General features: G+C 67.9%; 14 protein-coding genes. 7 read left to right on the plus strand and 7 right to left on the minus strand.

What is annotated here, in order from left to right; translation table 11 throughout:
* Window positions 1-167: 167 nt before the first annotated feature.
* The 4 genes from rpsI to ACWEH3_RS02760 form a co-directional block, all read right to left on the minus strand.
* Complete coding sequence (gene rpsI / locus ACWEH3_RS02745; RefSeq protein WP_450015085.1) at window positions 168-677, minus strand: 30S ribosomal protein S9; 510 nt, start codon at window positions 675-677, stop codon at window positions 168-170.
* On the minus strand, window positions 674-1,117 hold the full coding sequence (gene rplM, locus ACWEH3_RS02750; protein ID WP_067803768.1) for a 50S ribosomal protein L13: 444 nt from the start codon (window positions 1,115-1,117) through the stop codon (window positions 674-676). The genes rpsI and rplM overlap by 4 nt, the downstream gene beginning before the upstream one ends.
* A 174-nt stretch (window positions 1,118-1,291) precedes the next feature.
* The gene (locus ACWEH3_RS02755; RefSeq protein WP_450015084.1) at window positions 1,292-2,923 is read right to left on the minus strand and encodes a hypothetical protein; all 1,632 of its coding nucleotides are present in this window, start codon (window positions 2,921-2,923) and stop codon (window positions 1,292-1,294) included.
* A 100-nt stretch (window positions 2,924-3,023) separates the two neighbouring features.
* Window positions 3,024-5,516 (minus strand): FHA domain-containing protein, encoded by a 2,493-nt coding sequence (locus ACWEH3_RS02760; protein ID WP_450015083.1) that lies wholly within the window; start codon window positions 5,514-5,516, stop codon window positions 3,024-3,026.
* Window positions 5,517-5,674: 158 nt separating this feature from the next.
* Here ACWEH3_RS02760 and ACWEH3_RS02765 point away from each other — a divergent pair, with 158 nt between their 5' ends.
* Window positions 5,675-7,069 carry a metallopeptidase gene (locus tag ACWEH3_RS02765; RefSeq protein WP_450015082.1) on the plus strand — a complete coding sequence of 465 codons (1,395 nt, stop codon included), beginning with the start codon at window positions 5,675-5,677 and terminating at the stop codon, window positions 7,067-7,069.
* 7 nt (window positions 7,070-7,076) lie between these two features.
* Here the strand turns inward: ACWEH3_RS02765 and ACWEH3_RS02770 are convergent, their stop codons facing one another.
* Entirely contained in the window at window positions 7,077-8,396 is a 1,320-nt protein-coding gene (locus ACWEH3_RS02770) for an FHA domain-containing protein (RefSeq protein WP_450015123.1), read from the minus strand.
* 145 nt (window positions 8,397-8,541) lie between these two features.
* Here ACWEH3_RS02770 and ACWEH3_RS02775 point away from each other — a divergent pair, with 145 nt between their 5' ends.
* The 6 genes from ACWEH3_RS02775 to ACWEH3_RS02800 all read left to right on the plus strand — a co-directional run bounded on the left by ACWEH3_RS02775 (window position 8,542) and on the right by ACWEH3_RS02800 (window position 14,970).
* Window positions 8,542-9,747 (plus strand): DUF7373 family lipoprotein, encoded by a 1,206-nt coding sequence (locus tag ACWEH3_RS02775; RefSeq protein ID WP_450015081.1) that lies wholly within the window; start codon window positions 8,542-8,544, stop codon window positions 9,745-9,747.
* 112 nt (window positions 9,748-9,859) lie between these two features.
* Window positions 9,860-11,059 carry a DUF7373 family lipoprotein gene (locus tag ACWEH3_RS02780; RefSeq protein ID WP_450015080.1) on the plus strand — a complete coding sequence of 400 codons (1,200 nt, stop codon included), beginning with the start codon at window positions 9,860-9,862 and terminating at the stop codon, window positions 11,057-11,059.
* Window positions 11,056-12,285: a DUF7373 family lipoprotein gene (locus tag ACWEH3_RS02785; protein ID WP_450015079.1), complete on the plus strand. Its 1,230-nt coding sequence runs from the start codon at window positions 11,056-11,058 to the stop codon at window positions 12,283-12,285. Before ACWEH3_RS02780 ends, ACWEH3_RS02785 begins: the two co-directional genes overlap by 4 nt.
* 82 nt (window positions 12,286-12,367) lie before the next feature.
* Window positions 12,368-13,903, plus strand: coding sequence for a serine/threonine-protein kinase (locus tag ACWEH3_RS02790; RefSeq protein ID WP_450015078.1), 1,536 nt, complete (start codon window positions 12,368-12,370; stop codon window positions 13,901-13,903).
* Between the two features lie 410 nt (window positions 13,904-14,313).
* Window positions 14,314-14,631: a WXG100 family type VII secretion target gene (locus tag ACWEH3_RS02795; protein ID WP_039795679.1), complete on the plus strand. Its 318-nt coding sequence runs from the start codon at window positions 14,314-14,316 to the stop codon at window positions 14,629-14,631.
* A gap of 36 nt (window positions 14,632-14,667) precedes the next feature.
* A complete protein-coding gene (locus ACWEH3_RS02800; RefSeq protein WP_355076245.1) occupies window positions 14,668-14,970 on the plus strand; it encodes a WXG100 family type VII secretion target in 303 nt (100 codons plus the stop codon).
* Window positions 14,971-15,071: 101 nt separating this feature from the next.
* Here ACWEH3_RS02800 and ACWEH3_RS02805 read toward each other — a convergent pair whose 3' ends face one another.
* Together ACWEH3_RS02805 and eccCa are read right to left on the minus strand one after the other, a co-directional pair.
* A complete protein-coding gene (locus ACWEH3_RS02805) occupies window positions 15,072-16,499 on the minus strand; it encodes a type VII secretion-associated protein (protein ID WP_450015077.1) in 1,428 nt (475 codons plus the stop codon).
* On the minus strand, window positions 16,499-20,530 hold the full coding sequence (gene eccCa, locus ACWEH3_RS02810) for a type VII secretion protein EccCa (RefSeq protein ID WP_450015076.1): 4,032 nt from the start codon (window positions 20,528-20,530) through the stop codon (window positions 16,499-16,501). Before eccCa ends, ACWEH3_RS02805 begins: the two co-directional genes overlap by 1 nt.
* Window positions 20,531-20,658 lie beyond the last annotated feature (128 nt).

Here is a 20,658-nt window from a genome sequence, read left to right on the forward strand (position 1 = left end):
GCACCGGCCCGTGCACCACGAAGGCCCCGCTGACGCCGCATCTTCATACAGCGCGAGAGCAGGCGACCAGCTGTTCGCTGGAGCCTGCTCTCGTACAGCTGCCGCGTCGACCGTACCGCGTCCGGCACCGCGAGGGTGCCGGATGCGGAGGGCCGACGATGCCGAAATCAGCGCTTCGAGTACTGCGGCGCCTTGCGCGCCTTCTTCAGACCGTACTTCTTGCGCTCGGTGGCGCGCGGGTCACGGGTCAGGAAGCCGGCCCGCTTGAGGGCGGGACGATCCTCCGGGGTGACCTCGATCAGCGCACGGGCGATGGCCAGCCGCAGAGCGCCTGCCTGGCCGGACGGGCCGCCGCCGACCAGGCGGGCGTGCACGTCGAAGGACTCGGTGCGCTCGACGGTCACCAGCGGCGACTTGACCAGCTGCTGGTGCACCTTGTTCGGGAAGTAGTCCTCGATGGTGCGTCCGTTGAGCACGAAGTTGCCGGAGCCGGGCAGCAGGCGCACGCGCACGACGGCCTCCTTGCGGCGGCCGACGGTCTGCACCGGGCGGTCGATCACGATCGGAGCGTAGGACGCCGAGGACTCGGAGTCCTCGTAGCCCGCGCCGTCCTCGACAGCCTCGGCAGCGTCGAATTCCTCGACGTATTCCTCGTTGAATTCCTCGGGAGCGGTCACTGGGCCACCTGCTTGATCTCGAACGGAATGGGCTGCTGGGCGGCGTGCGGGTGCGTCGGGCCCGCGTACACCTTCAGCTTGCCCGCGATCGCGTTGCCGAGCTTGTTCTTCGGGATCATGCCCTTGACGGCCTTCTCCACGAGCCGATCGGGGCGGCTCTCCAACACCTGACCGACGGTCCGCGACTTGAGGCCGCCCGGGTGCCCGGAGTGGTGGTGGATCAGCTTGTCCTGCCGCTTGTTGCCGCTGATGGCGACCTTGTCGGCGTTGATGATGATGACGAAATCGCCACCATCGACGTTCGGGGCGTAGGTCGGCTTCGTCTTGCCACGCAGCAGATTCGCTGCCTGGACGGCGAGACGGCCGAGCACTACGTCAGTGGCGTCGATGACGTACCACTTACGGGTCACGTCACCCGCCTTGGGGCTGTACGTAGGCACAGTGCTTCCCTGTCTGTCGTCGGTGTTGCCAGCCGAGCGTGCGGTCGAGGTGTTCCCGGCGGCCGGTGGAGACCCGGGACTCGGCGGACATCCGGACGATCACCAGGAGTCGGCCGGACGTTCCACACGCCAGCGAGCAACGATACCAGTGGGGTATCGCGGGAAGAAATCGCGTCAGATCTCGATCGGCGGGCCCAGGTCGATGGCGCCCGGCGGGCCGGGGACCAGATAGCGCAGAGTATCGACATCGGGCCGTCCGCACTCGGCGGCCCGTTCCCGCGCTTCCCGCTGGTTGCCCCGCGCGGCGGTGACCCCTGGCTTGGGCTGGATGATCGCATCGGGCGCGGTCGGACAGCCGACCGGCTCGCCATCGACCCCTTCCTCCGCGACGACCGACGCCGTGTCGAGGACGACCGGCTGCGCGGTCAGCTCCACGCCGTGATTCCCGGAGGGAAGCGCGACCACGGCCAGCGCCACCGCCCCGACGACGGTGTTGGCCCCGAACAAGTTGCCCTTCATCTTGTTCCACAGCTTGCCCTTGGGGTGCCGGTCCTCGTCGTCGGAGTCGGCGCCCGAGTCCCGCCATGGCCCCTGGCGCTGCTGACCGGGGTACGACTGTTCCGGCCCGCCCGGATAGGGCGGACGCGGGCCGAGGGGCGGCACCGGCCCACCGGGACGACCGCCGTCTTGCTGCTCGTCCGGCGCGCTCGGCGGCCTGGTGAAGCGGCTACCCAGCTCGGCGAGATTCGGCGGCAGACCACGCGGCGCTTCGTCGCGACCGATCCTGGTCGTCGCCTCTTCGGGTTGGGTCGGGTATCCCGGGCCGTACTGCACACCGGGCACCGGCCGCGCCGACCGCTGACCCGCGTCCGCCTGCTGTGGGAGGTGCTGCGCGTCCACCGGGCGCTGCGGAGCGGGCGCGGGTTCGGCGTGCCTGCCCGCGGGCTCCGGCTCGTCCGCCTCCGGATCGCTCACCAGCAGGTGCGCCGCGCCGAGGACGAGCGCGTGCATCGGATGATCGGCCACGTGCAGGCGGTGTCCGAGATGGTTCTGGAAGGCCAGGCGCAACGCGTCGTTGAAGCGCACGTTGCCCGACAGCAGGACCGTCGAGGTGTCCGCGCCGATCGAACGGGCCGCCGCCATGACCTCGATCACGACGTCGTCCGCCGACCTGGCGTCGCGCATGGCCTCCGCGTCCACCGGAACGTCGACCGACTCGGTGGGCTGCTCGTCGTCGCCGTGCACCGCGACCACCAGCATGCCGCGGCCGTCGGAGTACACACCCGTCGCGCCGACGCCGTTCGGCCTGGACCGGTCCGGCGGGTGCACCAGTCCGAGGGCGCGGACGTAGCCGGACAGCGCGACGCTCTCCGGCAGCGGTTCCACGACGACATCGAGCTGTTCCACCATCGAGGCGTAGACGTCGATCTTCTCGTCCGGCCAGCTGTCCGGGTAGGGCAACGCCACCAGGTCCGGTTTGCCGCGCAAGTGCTTGCCGATCTCGGCGAGCGGGTTGTACAGGCGCGCGCGGAACACCAGCTCCGCGGGCCATGTCGCGCCCGCGACCACGATCTGCGGATGCCCGAGGATGTCGCGCACGTCGGCGATCGCCATCCCGAGATCGGGTCTGTTGCGTTCCACGCCTGCCGTGTGCAACCGGCCCGACGAATCCGCCAGCAGATAGGCCGGCGGCGTCCACATGCCCTCCACCTGCACGGGGCGGATGGGAACGCCACCGCCACCGGCCGCCACGGACACCACATCCCAGCCGAGATGCACTGCCCCTACTCGCACCGTCACAGGCATAAGTGTGCCCGGTTCGCGGCCGAGATGCTCGTCGTTGCCGTCCCACGCCGCTGGGCGCCGCCTCCGCGCACCGGGGCGTAGCCGGACCGTCCGGACCGCGTCACGCGGCCGACTTCTTCAGTCGCAACCGGCGCCAGGTGATGACGGCGAGCACCACGGTGATCAGCAACAGCACGCCGACGTCCAACGCCCAGATCTCCGCCTTGTGCTGCCAGAGCGTGTCGGCCTGCGCGTTCAGGAACAGTTCGCGGATGTTCACCGTCGACGCGCCCGTCGCGTATCCCCAGCGAGCGGGGAACAGCCAGGACACCTGCTCGAGCACCACCCGGCCGGTGACCGGGATCAGGCCGCCCGCCATCACCAGCTGGCACATGATGGCCACCACCAGCAGCGGCATCACCTGCTCGTTCGACTTGGCCAGCGACGAGAGCAGCAATCCGACGACCACACAGCAGATCGCGGTCAGTGCGATATCGATGTACAGCTCCGCGCTGCCGGACGCCAGCACCGCGCCCTGACCCGGACGCTTCTTGCCCGCCAGGACGATGCCGACCAGCACCGCCGATTGCAGCAGCGCGGTGAAGCTGAACACCGCGATCTTCGCCATCAGATACGCCGAGGGCAGCAACCCCACGGCGCGCTCGCGGTAAAAGATCGTGCGTTCGCCGACCAGGTCGCGCACTGTGAGCGTGGAGCCCATGAAGCAGGCGCCCAGGATCAGCACCACGAGCAACTGCTGTGTCTCACTTCCGCCTTCGGGCACGAATGTGCCGTCCGGCAGCGCTCTCAGCGCACCGCGCTGGAAACCGTTCTTCCCCGGCACCACCAGCGACAGGCCGCCGAGGATGAACGGCAGCAACACCAGGAAGGTCAGATATCCGCGGTCGGCCAGGATCAGGCGGACCTGCCTGCGCGCCAGGGTCGAGAACTGTTTGCCGCGGCTGGATTGCGGCGGACTGCCCGCGGGCCCGTACGGTTGCGCCGGCGGCGGGGGTGGCGCCGCGAACGCCTGCCGGGAGCGATACGCGGCGAACGCCTGATCCGGGTTGGCCGCGACGTTTGCGAAGATTTCCGCCCAGTCGCTGGTGCCCAGCGCCGCGCCGACACCGGCCGGATTGCCGCAGTAGGCGGTCTTCCCGCCCGGGGCGAGCAGCAGCACCTGATCGCACATGTCCAAGTGCGCCACCGAGTGGGTTACCACGATCACCACGCGGCCCGCGTCGGCCAGTTCACGCAGCATCACCATGACCTGGCGGTCCAATGCCGGGTCCAGGCCCGAGGTCGGTTCGTCCAGGATGAGCAGCGACGGGCCGGTCAGCAGTTCCAGCGCCACCGAGGCGCGCTTGCGCTGACCGCCGGAAAGGCGATCGACCCTGGTGTCGGCGTGCTCGGTGAGCGAGAGCTCTTGCAGCACACCGTCGATGACCTGCTGCCGGTCCTGCTTGCTGTTGTCCCTCGGCAGCCGCAGCTCGGCCGCGAAACCGAGTGCCTGGCGCACTGTGAGCTGGCGGTGCAGCACGTCGTCCTGCGGCACCATGCCGATCCGGGAACGCAGCGCCTCGTACTCGGCGTGCAGGTTGCGGCCTTCGAAGGTGACCACGCCGCCCGAAGGCCGGGTGGTGCCCGCGATCAGGCGCGACAGCGTGGATTTGCCCGCTCCGGACGGGCCGATCAGCGCGGTCAGGGTGCCGCGGCTGGCCGACATGTTCACGTCGACGAGCAGTTGCTTGTTGCCCTCGACGGTGAAGCCGACCCCGTGCACCGCGAGGCCCTGCTCGGCGACCGGCTTCTGCCGGTGCACCAGTGTGCCCTGCTGGACGACGAAGTCGACGTTGCCGATGGTGATGATGTCCCGCTCGCGCAGCACCGCCCGTTGCCGGCGGTGCCCGTTGACGAACGTGCCGTTCGCCGAGCCGAGGTCCTCGATGGCCAGCCCCTCGGCGGAGGCCACCAGGCGGGCGTGCTTGCGCGAGGCCAGCGGATCGTTGACGACGATCTGGTTGTCGGTGGTGCGGCCGATGCTCAGGCCGGTCTGCGGGATCCGGTCGGCGCGGGCGATGGGCGCCGTGCTCGCCCTGGCCCGGACCGGCGGCATGTTCGAGGTGTCCGCCCTGGTCGTCATGTTGATGTTCACCGCGGGCGCCGGTGCGTCCTGGGGCGGCGGATAGTGCGGATGCTGGAACTGCTGCACGGGCCGCCGGACCCCGTGCGGCGGCGGTCCCGGCTGCGGGACCGGAACCGGTTGCGGCGGGCGCGCGGACGGACGTTGCGGGGGTTGCGGGTTCGCTGGCAGCAGGTGCAACAGCGGGCCGCTGATCGCGTCACCCAGCCGGACCTGCGTGGGGCGGTCGATCGACACCGGCTGGGTCAGCCTGCGCGCATCCACGAAAACCCCGTTGGTGCTCTTGTTGTCGGTCAACACCCAGGCGCTGCCCTGCCAGGCCAGCGTGGCGTGCACACGCGAGACGAGTGGGCTGTCGACGAAAAGCGTCACCTCCGGCGCGCGGCCCATCGTGACCTGCTGGCTCGAATCGAATACTCGTTCGTTTCCATCATGGCGCACGGTGATGGTCTGCGCCCCCGGTGAAGACATGCAGCGGATACTATTCCATCACCCGGACATCGGCGGTGCCCCCGATGCGCCAAATGCCCCGATCCGGCGACCGACGTGAACGACCTAGCGGCCGACTAGGGGGAGCCTTGCCGAGAGTCCGAGCGACCGCGCTGGTTGCGACGCTGCTCAGTTTTTCAATGCTGATCGGCGGCTGTATTCGAGTGGTCGACGGCCGGGCCGTCTCCGTCTACGACGATCCGTTCAAGGTTGCCGGGCTGCCCACCACGAGCGGCCCCAGCGGCCCCCGCACCGGCGTCCCGGACAGCACGCTGACCGCGACCAACGGCGACGGCGGCGCCGTGGACACCCTGGCGCTCAACGCCGTCGACGACATCCAGACCTTCTGGCGCGGCGAGTTCGGCAAGGAGTTCCAAGGCGAGTTCAAGCCGGTCGAGAAGCTGCTGTCCTGGAGCGCGAAGGCCGGGCGTCCCGAGTCGGTCGAGTTCTGTAAGGAGAGCACCTACCGCTTGGTCAACGCCGCGTTCTGCCGCCTGGACAATTCCATCGGCTGGGATCGGTCGGTGCTGCTTCCCACCATGGAGGAGACCTTCGGGAAGATGTCCGTCGTGATGGTGCTCGCGCACGAGTACGGGCACGCGGTGCAGACCATGGCCAAGATCGTCGGCGCGAAGGACCCGGTGATCGTCAAGGAGCAGCAGGCGGATTGCTTCGCAGGCGCGTTCATGCGGCACGTGGCAGAGGGCAAGGCAAAGCACTTCACGATCAACACCTCCGACGGCCTCAACACCGTGCTCGCCGCCACCGTCGCCATCCGCGACTCCGACCCGGATGATCCGGAGAGCGTGCACGGCTCCGCGTTCGAACGGGTCACCGCCGTGCAGATCGGTTTCACCGACGGTCCCAAGGCATGCAAGGGCATCGACCAGGACGAGATCGACCAGCGCCGCGCCAATCTGCCGCAGAGCTTCAGCGACGACAACGGGCGCGGCGAGTACCCCATCACGAAACAGACCCTGGTCGAACTCACCAAAGCACTCGAAGCCATTCTGCCGATCAGCCACGAGCCGACATACGACTACTCACGGGCGAAGATCGATTGCCCCGACGGCGTCGTGACCGAACCGGTGTCGTACTGCCCCGCCGCGAACACGATCGCCACCGATATTCCCGGACTCGCCGAGCGCGGTACCTCGACGTCCGGCGCGGACGACCCGCTGCCGCTCAAGGTAACCGGCGACTACAACGGCTACATCGTGTTCATCTCCCGATACACCTTGGCCGTCCAGCAGAGCCGCGGTCAGAGTCTGGTCGGGGCCAAGACCGGCCTGCGCGCGGCCTGCCTGTCCGGAGTGGTCACCGGCAAACTCGCCGAGTCCGGGCGGCCGGTGGAACAGGGCGATATCAAACTCGCCGCAGGCGATCTGGACGAGGCGGTCTCGGGGCTGCTCACCGATGGCCTGGCCGCGAGCGACGCCCAGGGCAAGACCGTCCCGAGTGGCTTCTCACGAGTCGAGGCCTTCCGCGCCGGCGTCCTGAACGGCGAAAGCGTGTGCGCCGCGCGCTATTCGTAGCGCGGGCTCAGCGGCCGAACGGCGGCGGCGCGGCCAGTTCGAAGCGCAGCACGCGGTTGCCGAGCATGATCTCGGTGCCCGGCACGAGCGCCATGGACTGGCGCGGCGCCAGGCGCACCCAGTCGCGGTAGCCCGGCAGGCGGGTGCGGGTTCCGTTGGTCGAACCGCAGTCCACCACCGTCACATCCCAGTTCACCAGTCGGATTTCGGCGTGCGCCCTGGACATGCCACCGGAGGCGTCGTCGACCCGCAGCGGGACGAGTCCGCTGTCCGCGGCGGGCGAGCGCTCCGGATCGCGACCGATCACCGCGTCCGCGGCGAGCATGTAGGTCATGCCGTCGTCGAGGATCAGCATGCCCAGCGGCGGGCGGACCACTTCGATCAGCGCTTGGGTCTGGTCGACCGGCATACCGCAGACGGTGCAGAACGCCGCCCGCGGATCGCTGGGATGTGCTCGCGCGCATTTGAACCCCATCACCTTGACGGTCAGCGCGGTGGCCTTCGCGGTCGCCTCGAGCCGACGCTGCAGCTCCGGGTCGGGCCGCGGCGCGGGATTGGTGCCGCCCAGCTGCGTCGGCGCGTGGTGCGGGTCGATCGGCGTCTGTTCGGTCTGGGCGTCGAGCATCGCGGTCGACGGCGCCGTCGGGTATCGCGGCGGTCGCGGCTCCTGCCGTCGCGATTCGGCGGACGGCTCGGGTTCGACGCGCGGCGTCGGCACCGGAGGCGTCTCCGGGCGGCCGTGCGCGCCAGCGGAACCGGGCTCTCCGCCGTTCGTCGGCAGACCCCTGCGGGAGCCCTCCGTCCAGACGATCGCGCCACCTGCCTGAGCGATGCCCTCGACCAGCCTGCCGATGCCGCGCTCGGGTGGCAGATCCGGGATGCGGCCCTTCGCGTCGTCGACGAACAGCGCCGCCGCCCGCGCCGGAACCGCCGCGACCCGATCCACCGTGAAGGCGGCGTCGCTGCCGCGGTATCGCTCGAGCACGCCGTCACCGGCCAGCACGGCGGTGATCGCCCCGTGCAAGAAGATCGCCACGCCCCCGTGCTCGGCGGTGGACAGAATGCCGAAGTCGATCGGCTCGCCCGGGCTGATCTGCTCGGCCTGTTTCATCAGCCAGCGCGTCGCGTGCCGGGCCACCAGAGCGCCGGGGCCACCCGGCTCCCGATCGGTCGCGTCGCGCACCAGTTCGGCCAGTGATTCCAAAGCGACGACGGCGGTCGAGTCCGGGGTGGGCCTGCCCGGCCTGCGGTGCGCGACGACGACGACCGCGCCCGCGACCCTGGCCACGGCGTGGCTGCCGACGACGACCTCGACCTGCCGATCCATCACCGGTATCGGCCTCCACCGGGATTGCAGTGCAAGGTCGTCGCCACACCGACAAGGGTATTGCAATACGACGACCATCGGTCCCCCTACCCGGCGTCCGTCGGGTAACTTCAGTGTCAGCAACGGGAGGAACGAGGGGCCTGAGATGGTTCGGACGCAACGGATCGCGCTCACCGCGTCTTGCCTGGCACTGGCGGGGGTGCTGGCCGGTTGCGCGGGTGTGCACGGCACGCCGACCGCGGGTGAGATCGATGTGCGCAAGCTGGAAGTCGGCACCTATCTCGTCGACAAGCATGAGTACAACCAGGATTCGGCGGGCAAAGGCGCGCTGCTGGAAGGCATGCGGATGTCCGACGCCGTGGCTCCGACCGTGCGCATCGACTCCGCGCTGAAATTCGGCCGCGGCAGCACCGTCGTCAAGGACGCCGAGCAGGCGCTCGACTTCGTGGCCAAGGTGTCCAGGCCGGTCTTCGACAATCGCAAGCTGGTCGTGGGATACGCCGCCAGCGGCGCCGACCGTCCCGATCCGGCCGGCCAGTCCAATCCGGCGCCGCAGGCCACCGCGGTCACGAACGCGTTGTTCCGCTTCCCCGACGAGGCCACCGCGAAGCTCGCCGCCCGTGAACTCGAGGACGTCGACATCGCCGTTTCGCCGGACAATCGCAAACTGTCGTCCACGAAGTATCCCGACTCCTACATCCACTGGCGGCCCGGCGTTCCCAACGTCGGCACGTTCATGGCGTACAAGGAATTCGTCATCTCCTTGTTCATCCAGCGTCCGACGGCGGATGGCGACGACCTGGTGAAGTGGGTCGACAAGACCTTGGCCGCCCAGGTCGCGCAGCTGGACAAATTCACCCCGACCCCGGTGAACAAGCTCGACACCCTGAAGGCCGATCCCGACGGCCTGCTCGCCCGCGTCGCGGTCGCCGACCGCAAGAACCGCGTGCCGGATCCGGCGACCTTCGCCGTCTACGGCGGCTTTCACACGGTGCACCGCGCCGACGACGAGTCGGTACACCTGCGCCTGGTCGAGGAAGCCGGCGTCGATCACATCGGGTTGCTCGACGACAGTTACGTCGCCCGCACCCGCGACGCGGCCGCCGCCCAGAAACTGGTCACCGGCCTGTTGGACAGCGAAGGCGCGCACTACGACCCGCTGGGCGCTCCCAAGGACGTCCCAGGCGCCAAGTGCCTGCAACTCAACAGCAAGGGCGACCCGGACCGGGAGTACAAATACCGGTGTTACGTCGCGTACAAGCGGTACGTCGGAGTCGTCACCAGTGATAAGGAACCGGACGTGCGACAGAAGGTCGCCGCGGAGTACGCGCTGCTGGCGAACAGTTTCTGAGATCGACGGCGGTAAGCGGCCAGCGCTTTCGCGATCCTCGGCCGCGGGTGGGCCGAAGTAGGATCCGGCGCAACTACCGCAGTCAGGGGAGGGAAGAGTGCAGCACGGCGCGATGTCGAGACCGATCCGAACCGCCGGTGCCCTGATGCTGGCCTGCGCCGTCGCCCTCGGGGGCGGCGCGTGCGGCGACCCGGCGGCCGGAACGGACAAGTCCGCGCAGCCCGTCGATCTGGCGCAGCTCGACGTGGGCAATTACGCGACGACGCCGCGCGCGTACGGAACAGCGAAGAATCCCGAGCAGGCACGCATGATCGAGGCGGAGCGGCTCGCGAACTTCCTCCCGCCGCCCTCGGACATCGACCCTGGGTTCGTCTTCCAGAATCCGTCCTTGTCCAAGGTGTTCATCGAGCCGAAGAACTCGCTCGGGCGGATCATGGATGTCTCCCGGTTCGCCGAGGCGGCGCCGGATTTCGTCGCGGGTTTCTTCAGCAACGCGGGCAATGCGCCGGACAACCGGGGCACCGACCTGGTCAACGCCGTCATGATCTTCCCGGACGAGCAGAAGGCGGCGGCCGCGGCGGACGCCCTGGAACGCGTCGACTTCGAGGCCAACAACCGCAACACTCCCGTCCAGATCGCGAAGTACCCAGCCGCGCACGCGCATTGGCAACCCACGGATCAGTCCATCGGATCATGGTTCGCCACGGGTAAATTCGTCGTCTACACCTGGGTCTACGACTATGTGAAGGTCTACCTGGAGAAAGTCGACCTCGCCGAACTGCTCGCCCTGGTCGAGAAGAGCCTGGACACCGTGGTCCCGGCGATCGGCCGGTTCACGCCCACGCCCGTCGACCAACTGATGACATCGCCGGTCGATATCGACGGCATGCTGAACCGGGCGCTGCCGCGTCCCAGGGAAGACTCCTGGATCGACCCGCCCGGCGCGTACACCGAGCGCGGCGCGCTGCACTTCACCATCGATTCGGCCGACGACCGCCGGATCATCGAAGCGGCGGGAGTGGATCGGTACGCCGCCGACGGCACCCATCTGTTCCGCGCGCGCGACGCCGGCTCGGCCGCACGACTACGCGAGGAACTCGGCGGACTCACGAAGAAATTCCGCGGAGCCGAGTCACCGAAGGGCCTTCCCGCTGCCCAGTGCAAGGAGTACATCGGCAACAAGACGGTCGTCGTCCGGTTCTATTGTTCGGTGTCCTACGACCGCTACGCCGCGTTCGCCTGGTCGCATCAGCTGCTCGACGCGCAGCAACGCATCTCCGCCCAGTACGCATTGTTGGTGAATGCCGCATGACAGGATTCCGCACCGCCGCTCTCGCTCTAGCGTGCACGCTGGCCGCCACGATCGTCACCGGTTGTGGTTCGACGCTCGCGGGAACCGCGCGGCCGGGTGAGATCGATATTCGCGGTCTCGACACCGGCAACTACCCCACCGAGCCGCCGAACGCGCACGACGACGACTATCAACCGCTGTTCATCGACATGGGAAAGGTCGCCGCCATGCGGCTGGCCGATCACGTCGCCTCGGCCTACGACATCGATCCCAGGATGAAGTACGGCTGGACGCCGTCGAGTATCAGCAAGGGAACGCTGCCCGATGAACTCGGTCGCCAGGAGGACATGCGACCGATCGCGGAACGGAACCGCATGATGTACGGGTTCCACACCAACGGCTCGGATCAGAATGTCAGCCTGATCGCCTCCGGGTGGCCGGCCAAGCCCCGGCCCAATTCCACCACGATCGGCACGATCGTCATGCAGTTTCCCGACCCGGACCGCGCCCGTCAGGCCGCGAACGAGTTCTACGACGCCGATCTCGGCGCCTACCGCGACCAGAACGAGCCGGTCACGCTGCCGCGGCAACCGCAGGCGCGAGCGCACTGGCGCCCCGGCTCGCCCTTCCTGCGCGCGATGCTCGCGCACGGCTCCTACGTGGTGGCGTTCCTCGTCTCGGCCAACGCTCCCGACCGCAACGCCCTTGTCACTCTCGCGGAAAAGGCGTACGACGTTCAGCTTCCGCTGCTCGATCAGCTGGCTCCGCTGACCGAGGAGGAGATGCTGCGGTTGCCCTGGGATCCCGATCATCTGCTGAGCCGCACCCTGAATCCGGCCGGGGTCCGATCGCCCAGCTACGACGATTCACACGCCTTGTTCGGCCTGCGCGGAATCATGCAATACGCCGAAGACCTCGAGTACGCGAAACAACGTTTCACGGCGATGGGGGCCGAGAAATTCGCCATCTCCGGAGACACATTGGTGATCCGCACACCGAACCAGGAAACGGCCCGGCGGATAGCCGCGGAACGTATCACCCCCACAGTGGTCGCGGGTCCGGCCGATCCCCCGCAGCACCTGCCCGATTCGGCGTGCGTGGAGAACCGGAGCGGACTTTTCGACGACAGGCGATTCACCTGCGTCGTCGCGTATAAGGAATACGTCGGATTCGTCGCGGCGAATCAACTGCTGGACGCGCAACAGCGCGCCGCCGCACAGTATTCCGTTTTCGCGAACAGCCGATAATGCCGCACTTTCGTCGCGAATTCGGTCGAGTATGCTGCGTGGCGAACGCCAGCGGCCCGCGTGGAGTCAGGAGATCGTGCACATGGCGATGAGCCCCGGGACCATCGTCGGCGGGTACCGCATCATGCGGGTGCTCGGCGCGGGCGGCATGGGCACGGTGTATCTGGCCAAACATCCCAGCCTGCCCAGGACCGACGCGCTGAAGGTGCTCGGCGGCGAACTCAGCCGCGACTACGAGTTCCGTACCCGCTTCGAGCGCGAAGCCAATCTCGCCGCCGGACTGGATCATCCGAACATCGTCTCGGTCTACAACCGCGGTGAAGAACACGGCCAGTTGTGGATCGCCATGCAATTCGTGGACGGCACCGATGCCGCCGCCGAACTGGCCCGAGACCCGCATGCGATGAATCCGCTTCGCGCACTCCGTATCACGACCGAAGTCGGCAAAGGTCTCGACTACGCGCACCGCAAGGGCTTGCTGCACCGCGATGTGAAACCGGCGAATTTCCTGCTGTCCGCACCTGTCGACGGCGAGGAAGAGCGCGTGCTGCTCACCGATTTCGGCGTGGCGAAAGCCAATGACGACACCACCGAACTCACGCAGACCGGTAGTTTCGTCGCGACCATCGCCTACGCCCCACCCGAGCAGCTCACCGGCAGCCCGCTCGACCACCGCGCCGACGTCTACAGCCTCGCGTGCTCATTCTTCAAATTGCTCACCGCGCGCAACCCTTACCCGGGAACGCAACCCGCGCTGGTGATGATGGGGCATCTTCACGAGCCCCCGCCGCTGGCCACCGCCGTCAACCCCGGCCTGCCGCCCGCCATCGACCACGTTTTCGCCCGCGCCATGGCGAAGAACCCGGCCGAAAGGTTCAACAGCTGCCGGGAATTCACCGATGCGGCGGCGAGCGCCCTCATTCCCGGCTACAATCCCGTCGCCACCAACACCTCCCCGACCTATCCCATCCAGGTCTTCGATCCGCGGCCGGGGACCGACCCCCGAGTAGCCGTCTCCGGTCAAGGGAGCGCCGCCGCGCGACCCGCGCGCAAGAACTGGCTGCTCGCGGCGGCCGCGGGCGTGGTGACCGTCGCACTCGCCGCGGGGATCGGTATTTGGGCATCGAATCGCGAAGGGCAAGTACCCGATCCCGCTGTCGCCTCGCCGAGCAGCACGGCAGCGCTGTCGCCGCTGGACCGCGCGCGAGCGGACAACCCGGTATTCCGGGGCAAGACGATCACGATGGTCGACGTGCCGCGCGGCTCGCAGGTCTCGATCTTCCTCGGCGGCACCCCGCAAACCGAGTTCCTGCAAAATCTCGGATTCGTCTACAACCTCAACTACCGGCGCGCGGGCGACGAGGCATCGCCTCGCGAACTGACCGGAACCAACCGGCTGGAAGTAGCGGCGGACGGCTACGTGCTGGCCGTGCGCAGCGACGAAAAGGCGGGCGGCGGTGGCCTGCTCGGCCTTCCGTACCAAGTGGCGGGCACCCGTGCCACGGTGATTCCGCTGGACGATCCCGCGGCCGTCGCCGCGGTCCGCGACTGGAGCGAGTCGTCCCAGCAGACGTTGCTCGACCGTCTGGTGCCGGTGCTGCGCAATCGCGTGAAGTGATTCGGTCGCGTCCGCTGAATTCAAGGCTCAGTGCGGTTTTCGGTTCGCGAGACCACCGGCTTTCGTCAATCTGCTGGTAGCGGCGGACTTAGGCGTTCGGTAAGGTGTACCGCAGCCAGCCCACTCGCCGATCATTACAGCAGCGAGCAGGGGGAAGGAGGGGAGCCGAGCGCTGGCGTTACAAGTCATGCAGACCCGGATCGCATCGCGGTCTTCCGAGCAGGCCCGTGCGCGGCCGCCGAAAACTACGGACGAGCCGGGCTGAGGGGCGCAGGGCCCTGATCCCGTGGGGCGATGCCGAACTTTCTCGAGTCGGATGGAACCGATCAGACCCGCACCGCGTCCAATCAGATGTACAGGCCAACTGAGGCTTCCGCCGTTGGCCGAGACGGGAACCGAAAGGAGCCGAAATGGCAGGACAGCTCGAAGCGAGCGAAGAGGCGATCTCGAAGTTTGTGGACAACTGCCGGCAGCGGCACCAGGATCTGCAAACCGCGATCACCGCACTGAACAGCAAGTCGGATCAGACCACCGCCACCTGGAGCGGTGCGGCTCGTCAGGCGTTCGACACGTTCATGGACAGCTACTTCGCCCAGGCGCGGAAGCTGAACGACCAGCTGGACCAGACGTCGGACAAGCTCGCCCACGCCGGACGGAAGTTCGCCGATCAGGACCAGCAGTTCGCCCAGCAGGTGGCCGCGCAGGCCTCCAGCCTGGACCTTCCCTGATCCGATAGCCGAACCACAGACAACAAGGAGCTCCCCATGGTAGCGAACGATCCCGGTCGGATTGCTTCGAACTTCGGCGAGGTCGAGGCGGGCGCCCAGGCCATCGTGTCCGAAGCGCGCAGCGTCATGACCATGCTCGAAGATTTCCACAAGCAGGTCACCGACTTCGTGACCAACTACTGGAAGGGTGACGCGAACGACGCGTTCGCCTCGCTGCAGGCCCAGTGGAACACGCAGGTCACCCAGCTGAACACCACGCTGGAAAGCGCGGGCAAGCTGGTCAGCAGTGGCAACTCGGACCTGCAGGGCACCGACACCGCGCTGGCGGGCCTCTTCTGAGATCCCGTCTCGGCTGATTCGAGCCCCCGGTACTTCGGTGCCGGGGGCTCGAATCGTTCTGCGCCGCAGCGGAGTCGGCTAGGTATACGTGCCCGCGCCCATCACGGCACGACGCGGACCGTATCCCCGAAATGCGAGCACGGGGCTTCCAACTGCCCCCATTCGTCTCCTGCGTACTGGCATCCGATGCTCAGCTGAATTCCGAACTCCAACAGAACATGCCAGCGAACGGTTGATCCGTCTCCGGGATGTTCCAGGTAGGCCAAACCGGAACGGCCACCGAACATCACATCCTGCTGCAAGTCGGTCAGTACCCCTGGCGGGCGCTGCGCGATCTGCGCTTCCAACTTCGCCGCGACCTGCGCGTAACTGGACGACGCGGTCAGCGGTACCTGCATTACCGTAATCCGTTGCCGCGCAGCCGCGTCGGGCACCAAATCGACACGAGCACGCCCCGTGTCAGGCGACTGGGCAATCCGCCAGCCGGGAGGGACACGGAATCGGATTCGGCCGAAGGCCTCCGGTGCCGCCTCGGCCGGCGGGCCGACCGGCGGCGGTGCGGCGATCGGCGACACCGCTTCCGTGCTGGGCGCCGCTACCGTCTCTTCGCCGCGGCGACCGGACCAGACAACCGCACCGACGATCGTCAACGCGACGACCACCACGGCCGCGATCGCGGCGACCGCGATACGCGCGGCGCCATGTCGAGGCTGTCGTGTCGCGGCGCGCTCGCGGAGCGGTCGCATCCACTGTGTCTGCGCGGCGTGGACTTCGCGTTCCTCGGTCCGCCGCCTACGGACGAGATCGGGACCGCCGACCGCACGCAGCTCGACATCGGCACCTGTGGACTGCTGGACCGCCGCACGGAGCGAGTCCAGTTTTCCGGTATCACTGATAGCCGCCACTTGCACGAGGTCGATCGGGCCGCTGTCGAGCAACCGAGTGATCAGGCTGCACAGAGCGGCGAAGCCCGCGGATCCGCTCTCGATCTCGGCCAACGCGAGCGTCGGCTCGTGCTCACAGGATTCGATATGCACGCCGCGATGGCTTCGGATGACCGCCGACGCCGTGGTGGCCAGCGTGCCGAACTCCAGTACCAGCGTTCGCCGACTGTGGCTGGTGCCCTCGTCCGACGCGACCGAACGGACCGCGATGTCCTCGAACACGACATCCGAGGCCACGCGGCGCGCCGCCTGAGCAAGCACGCCGCGACGGGGCGCGCCCCATTCGGTCGGGCAGACCAACGTCATCCGGGCACACGGGGTCGCGACACGAAGATGCTCGAGCACACTCGCGAAAACGGCGCTCATCGCGTCCACCACCGAGGGTGTGCGGGGTGGCAAAGCTATGGCATCGGCGGGCACGAATTGCACCACCGAACCGACGTGGGTAGGCGGACTCAGCGATTGCCCCACGATGAGATCGAAGCCGTTGCTGCCCAAGACCACCGACGGCGGCGCGTCCCAGTGCTTGTCGGCGCCACGCGCCCAGATACGCGCCTCGGTGACGACGATCTCGACCTCGGACATCAGGGCAACGGCATCCACGCCGTCTGGACCAGGCCCTCGACATTACGGGTGACGTAGGTGCCTCGGCCCGGCGGCATCGGGCTAGGTCGCTTGGTGCCCATCAGGACGCCCTCGTCCTTGCTGCAGCTCAGAATCAGGCCCGCCGAGCCCAGATCACGCATTCGAGCCAACGTCGCCTCGAACATCGCCCTGCTCGCACCACCCGAGCGCCGGGCGATGATCACGTGGAACCCGAGGTCTCGGGCGTGTGGCAGATGTTCGAGCAGCGCTTGGACCGGGTTGCCCGCGGAGGTGGCGACCAGATCGTAATCGTCGATGATGACGTACAACTCCGGCCCGCTCCACCACGAACGCTCCCGCAACTGCTGCGGCGTGACGTCCGAGCCCGGCGTGCGCTTGCCGACATAGGCGGCCAGGTCGTTCATGTTCTGGGTGAACTGCGGCGCCGTGGAGCCATAGCCCGCGAGATAGCCCTCCGGAACCAATCCGAGCATGCCGCGTCGGTAATCGCCGATGATGAAACGAGCCTGATCGGGGGTGTTGGACGCGGCGATACCCTCGATCAGCGAACGCAGCAGCGTCGTCTTTCCCGATTCGGTGTCGCCGATGATGATGAAGTGCGGGCTCTCCACGAAGTCGATGTAGACCGGCGCGAGCTCGGACTCGTTGATACCGAATGGGATTCGCAGGCACTTCGCGTTCGGGTCGACCTGGGCGGGCCAATCGCCCGCCAGATACAGCAGCTGCTCGCGCGGGAGCTGTTCGGGCAGCATGCGAACCTGCGGCGCGTGCCGGCCCGGCGTCAGCCTGGCGATGGCGGCGACCGCGTCCGCGACGGCCTGGGTGAGGTCGGTCGGGTCGGAGCTGCCGTCGATGCGGGGCAAGCCGGTCAGCATGTGCAGGCACTCCGGGGTCATACCGCGGCCCGGCCGCCCCTGCGGAACCAGTGAGGCGAACTTGCGGCCCAGATCGGAGTCCATCGGATCACCGAGACGCAACTCGATCCTGGTGCCGATCTGATCCTTGAGCGCGGGCCGCGCCTCCGCCCAGCGGTTCAGCGCGATGACCACGTGCACACCGTAGGACAGACCCTGCACGGCGAGGTTCATGATGGTCTGCTCGAGCATCTCGAAGTCCTGGCGGATCGAGCTGAAACCGTCGACAACCAGGAAGACGTCACCGAACGGATCCTCGTGCGCGCCAGCGGCGCCCGGGCTACCGGCCGGGTCCATCGCGCGCAGCCTGCGGAAATCGGTCATCGATTCGATGCCGAGCTGGCGGAAGCGCGCCTCGCGCTGCCGGACGATGGTGGTCATCTCCGCGATGGTGCGGCGGACCTGGTCCTCGTCCAACCGGCTGGCCACCGAGCCGACGTGCGGCAGCCCTTGCAGGCTCGCCAGAGTGCCGCCACCGAAGTCGAGACAGTAGAACTGCACCTGTTCGGCGGTGTGCGTCAACGACATCGCCATGATGAGTGTGCGCAACGCCGTCGACTTGCCGGACTGCGGGCCACCGACGATGGCGACATTGCCGCGGGCGCCGGACAGGTCGATGACCATCGGGTCGCGACGCTGGTCGTACGGGCGGTCGACGATGCCGATCGGGGCACGCAGCGTGGACACCGGGGAGTATTCGCCGGTGAGAATGGAGCGCGGGACGAGCTGGTCGAGCGTCGGCGCCTCGTCCAGCGGCGGCAGCCAGATCTCGTGCGCCGGGCGGCCGTGGCCGCGGATCCGGGCGACCAGCATGTTCAGGTTGGACAGCTGCTCGCCGTCCTCGTCCTGTTCCGGTTCCAGGCTCGGTTCGGGTGGCAGCGGAACGCGGTCCGCTGCCCGGAAGTCGACATGGGTAGCGGTGAACGCCCGTGCCCTGACATCGATTTCACCGGACTGCGTGGCAACGGTCATGTCGCGCTGCGAGCCGCCGCCGACATACGCGCCGGAGACATAGGAAGCCTGGAAGCGCTGGATCTCTCCGGAGTCGGCCTTCAGATAGCCGCCACCGGGATTGTTCGGCAGGTTGTAGGCGTCCGGCACACCGAGCACCTGGCGAGATTCGTTGGCGGAGAAGGTCTTCAGGCCGATCCGGTAGGACAGGTGAGATTCCAGGCCCTTGAGCTTGCCTTCCTCCAGTCGCTGCGAGGCGAGCAGCAGGTGCACGTGCAGCGAGCGGCCGAGGCGGCCGATCATGACGAACAGTTCCGCGAAATCCGGGTGCTGAGTGAGCAGCTCGGAGAACTCGTCGAGCACTACGAACAGGGCGGGCAGCGGATCCAGGTCGGCGCCCGCGGCCCTGGCCTTTTCGTACTCCAAGACGTTGGCGAAGTTGCCCGCCGCCCGCAGCACTTCCTGGCGGCGGTTCATCTCACCGGCCAGGGCGTCCTTCATGCGGTCGACGAGATCGGCCTCTTCCTCCAAGTTGGTGATGACGGCGGCGACGTGCGGAACGCCCTCCAAACCGAGGAACGTCGCGCCGCCTTTGAAGTCGACCAGCACCAAGTTCAGCTGGTCGGGCGAGTGCGTGGCCAGCAAGCTGAGCACGAGGGTGCGCAGGAACTCCGACTTACCGGAACCGGTGGCGCCGATGCACAGACCGTGCGGGCCCATGCCGTTCTCGGCGGCCTCCTTGATGTCCAGTTCCACCGGAAGGCCATCGGCGCCCACACCGAACGGGACGCGCAGGCGCTCCCGTCCGTAGCGCGGCCGCCACGCGTGCTCCGGGTTGAAAGAGCCGATGTCCCCGAGGCCCATCAGCTGCGCCCACGTCGAGATCGCGTCGGCGTCATCGGTTTCCACGTCGCTGCTGCGCTGCGTGGCGGCACGGTACGGGGCCAGCCTGCGCGCCACCTGCTGCGCCTGCTCGGGACTGATCCGGTCGATCAACGCGAACCGCTCCTGATTGCCGGTCGCGCCGCGGCCGACGCACTCGCCGTTCTCGACGATCATCTTGATGCCACGCGACACCGCCAGGCGCGGCGCGTAGCCGCACAGGTCGATGATGGTGACGCCCTCGTAGCCGGATTCGCGCAACTGATCGTCCTCGGCCTCGAGCAGACCGCCGTCGACCACGATGACGATATGCACCATGTTCGCGTTGGCGGGCTGGTTGCGCGAGTACCGGACCCGGTTGCCGAGCAACGGATGCAACCCCGCCATCGCCTCCCGGATCGAGCCGTAGAACATGCGCTGGGTACCGATGCCGTCCTGCGCGTCGGGGTGCTGGGTGTGCGGCAGCCACTTGGTCCACTCCCACTCCGGCGCGGTGTCCGGCCCGCAGACGACCGCGACGAGCACCTGGTCGGGAGCCTGGAACATGCACAGCTGCACCAGCATCGCGCGGGTCATGTCGCGCGCCTGGCCGCGGTCGCCGTCCAGCGCGATGGTGGCGAAGCCCTTGACCGCGATGGCGGTCGGCAGATCGGGCACGGTCGAATGGGCGCGCACGAAGCGGCGCAGCGAGACCGCGGCGATCGGTTCGAGCTCCTCGACCGGACCGGTCTCCGGAGCGACCAGCCTGGTGGCCAGGCGCTGACCGCCGAGACCGATACGCGCGTGGCAGAAGTCCTTGTCCCCCGCGCGACGCTCCCACATGCGGCTGGTGCCCGCGAGCATCCAGACCAGTTCCGGCTCCGGGTGGCTCCATTCGACGGAAGCGCGCTGCTGAGCGGCGGTCTCGTCGACGTCCTTGCGCACCTGGTCGAGGTAGCGCAGGTAGTCCTTGCGATCCTCGTTGGCCTCGGCGGCCTTCTGCCCCTTGCCCCCGCCCTGGCCCGCGAACATACCGACCATCGAGAACACCATCATGAGCGGGAACATCATGCTCATCGGGTTGGAGGCGATGCCGCCGCCCTGGGTGAACATCAAGGCCATCATGCCGACCATGCCGATCACCATCACAGCGGGCATGAGCTTCAGGACGAGGTTTCCCGGTGTGACCCGGGGGATTTCGGGCGGGGGTTGCAGCGTGACCTCGCCGCCGGGCGTCCTGGGCATCTCGCGGCGCGCACGGCGCTGGAAGCGGACAGTGCTCATCGACGAGATTCCCCCTTCGGCCAGCTGTGATTCGGCCTCAGTGTAGAGGTCACAGCCGACATGTCGTACAGTTCGACCAGCATTCTGCTGCCCGGACCGAGGGTTCGCAAGCTCGCCCCCGGCCCGCC

The organism is Nocardia sp. NPDC004718 (assembly GCF_053601535.1).

Coding starts and splice junctions, on each gene's coding strand:
- ACWEH3_RS02790 (WP_450015078.1), top strand. CDS start 12,368: ATGGCGATGAGCCCCGGGACCATCGTCGGCGGGTACCGCATCATGCGG.
- ACWEH3_RS02805 (WP_450015077.1), bottom strand. CDS start 16,499: ATGTCCGAGGTCGAGATCGTCGTCACCGAGGCGCGTATCTGGGCGCGT.
- ACWEH3_RS02770 (WP_450015123.1), bottom strand. CDS start 8,396: ATGGATCGGCAGGTCGAGGTCGTCGTCGGCAGCCACGCCGTGGCCAGG.
- ACWEH3_RS02785 (WP_450015079.1), top strand. CDS start 11,056: ATGACAGGATTCCGCACCGCCGCTCTCGCTCTAGCGTGCACGCTGGCC.
- ACWEH3_RS02775 (WP_450015081.1), top strand. CDS start 8,542: ATGGTTCGGACGCAACGGATCGCGCTCACCGCGTCTTGCCTGGCACTG.
- ACWEH3_RS02765 (WP_450015082.1), top strand. CDS start 5,675: ATGCTGATCGGCGGCTGTATTCGAGTGGTCGACGGCCGGGCCGTCTCC.
- ACWEH3_RS02760 (WP_450015083.1), bottom strand. CDS start 5,516: ATGTCTTCACCGGGGGCGCAGACCATCACCGTGCGCCATGATGGAAAC.
- ACWEH3_RS02780 (WP_450015080.1), top strand. CDS start 9,860: ATGTCGAGACCGATCCGAACCGCCGGTGCCCTGATGCTGGCCTGCGCC.
- ACWEH3_RS02755 (WP_450015084.1), bottom strand. CDS start 2,923: ATGCCTGTGACGGTGCGAGTAGGGGCAGTGCATCTCGGCTGGGATGTG.
- ACWEH3_RS02795 (WP_039795679.1), top strand. CDS start 14,314: ATGGCAGGACAGCTCGAAGCGAGCGAAGAGGCGATCTCGAAGTTTGTG.
- ACWEH3_RS02800 (WP_355076245.1), top strand. CDS start 14,668: ATGGTAGCGAACGATCCCGGTCGGATTGCTTCGAACTTCGGCGAGGTC.
- eccCa (WP_450015076.1), bottom strand. CDS start 20,530: ATGAGCACTGTCCGCTTCCAGCGCCGTGCGCGCCGCGAGATGCCCAGG.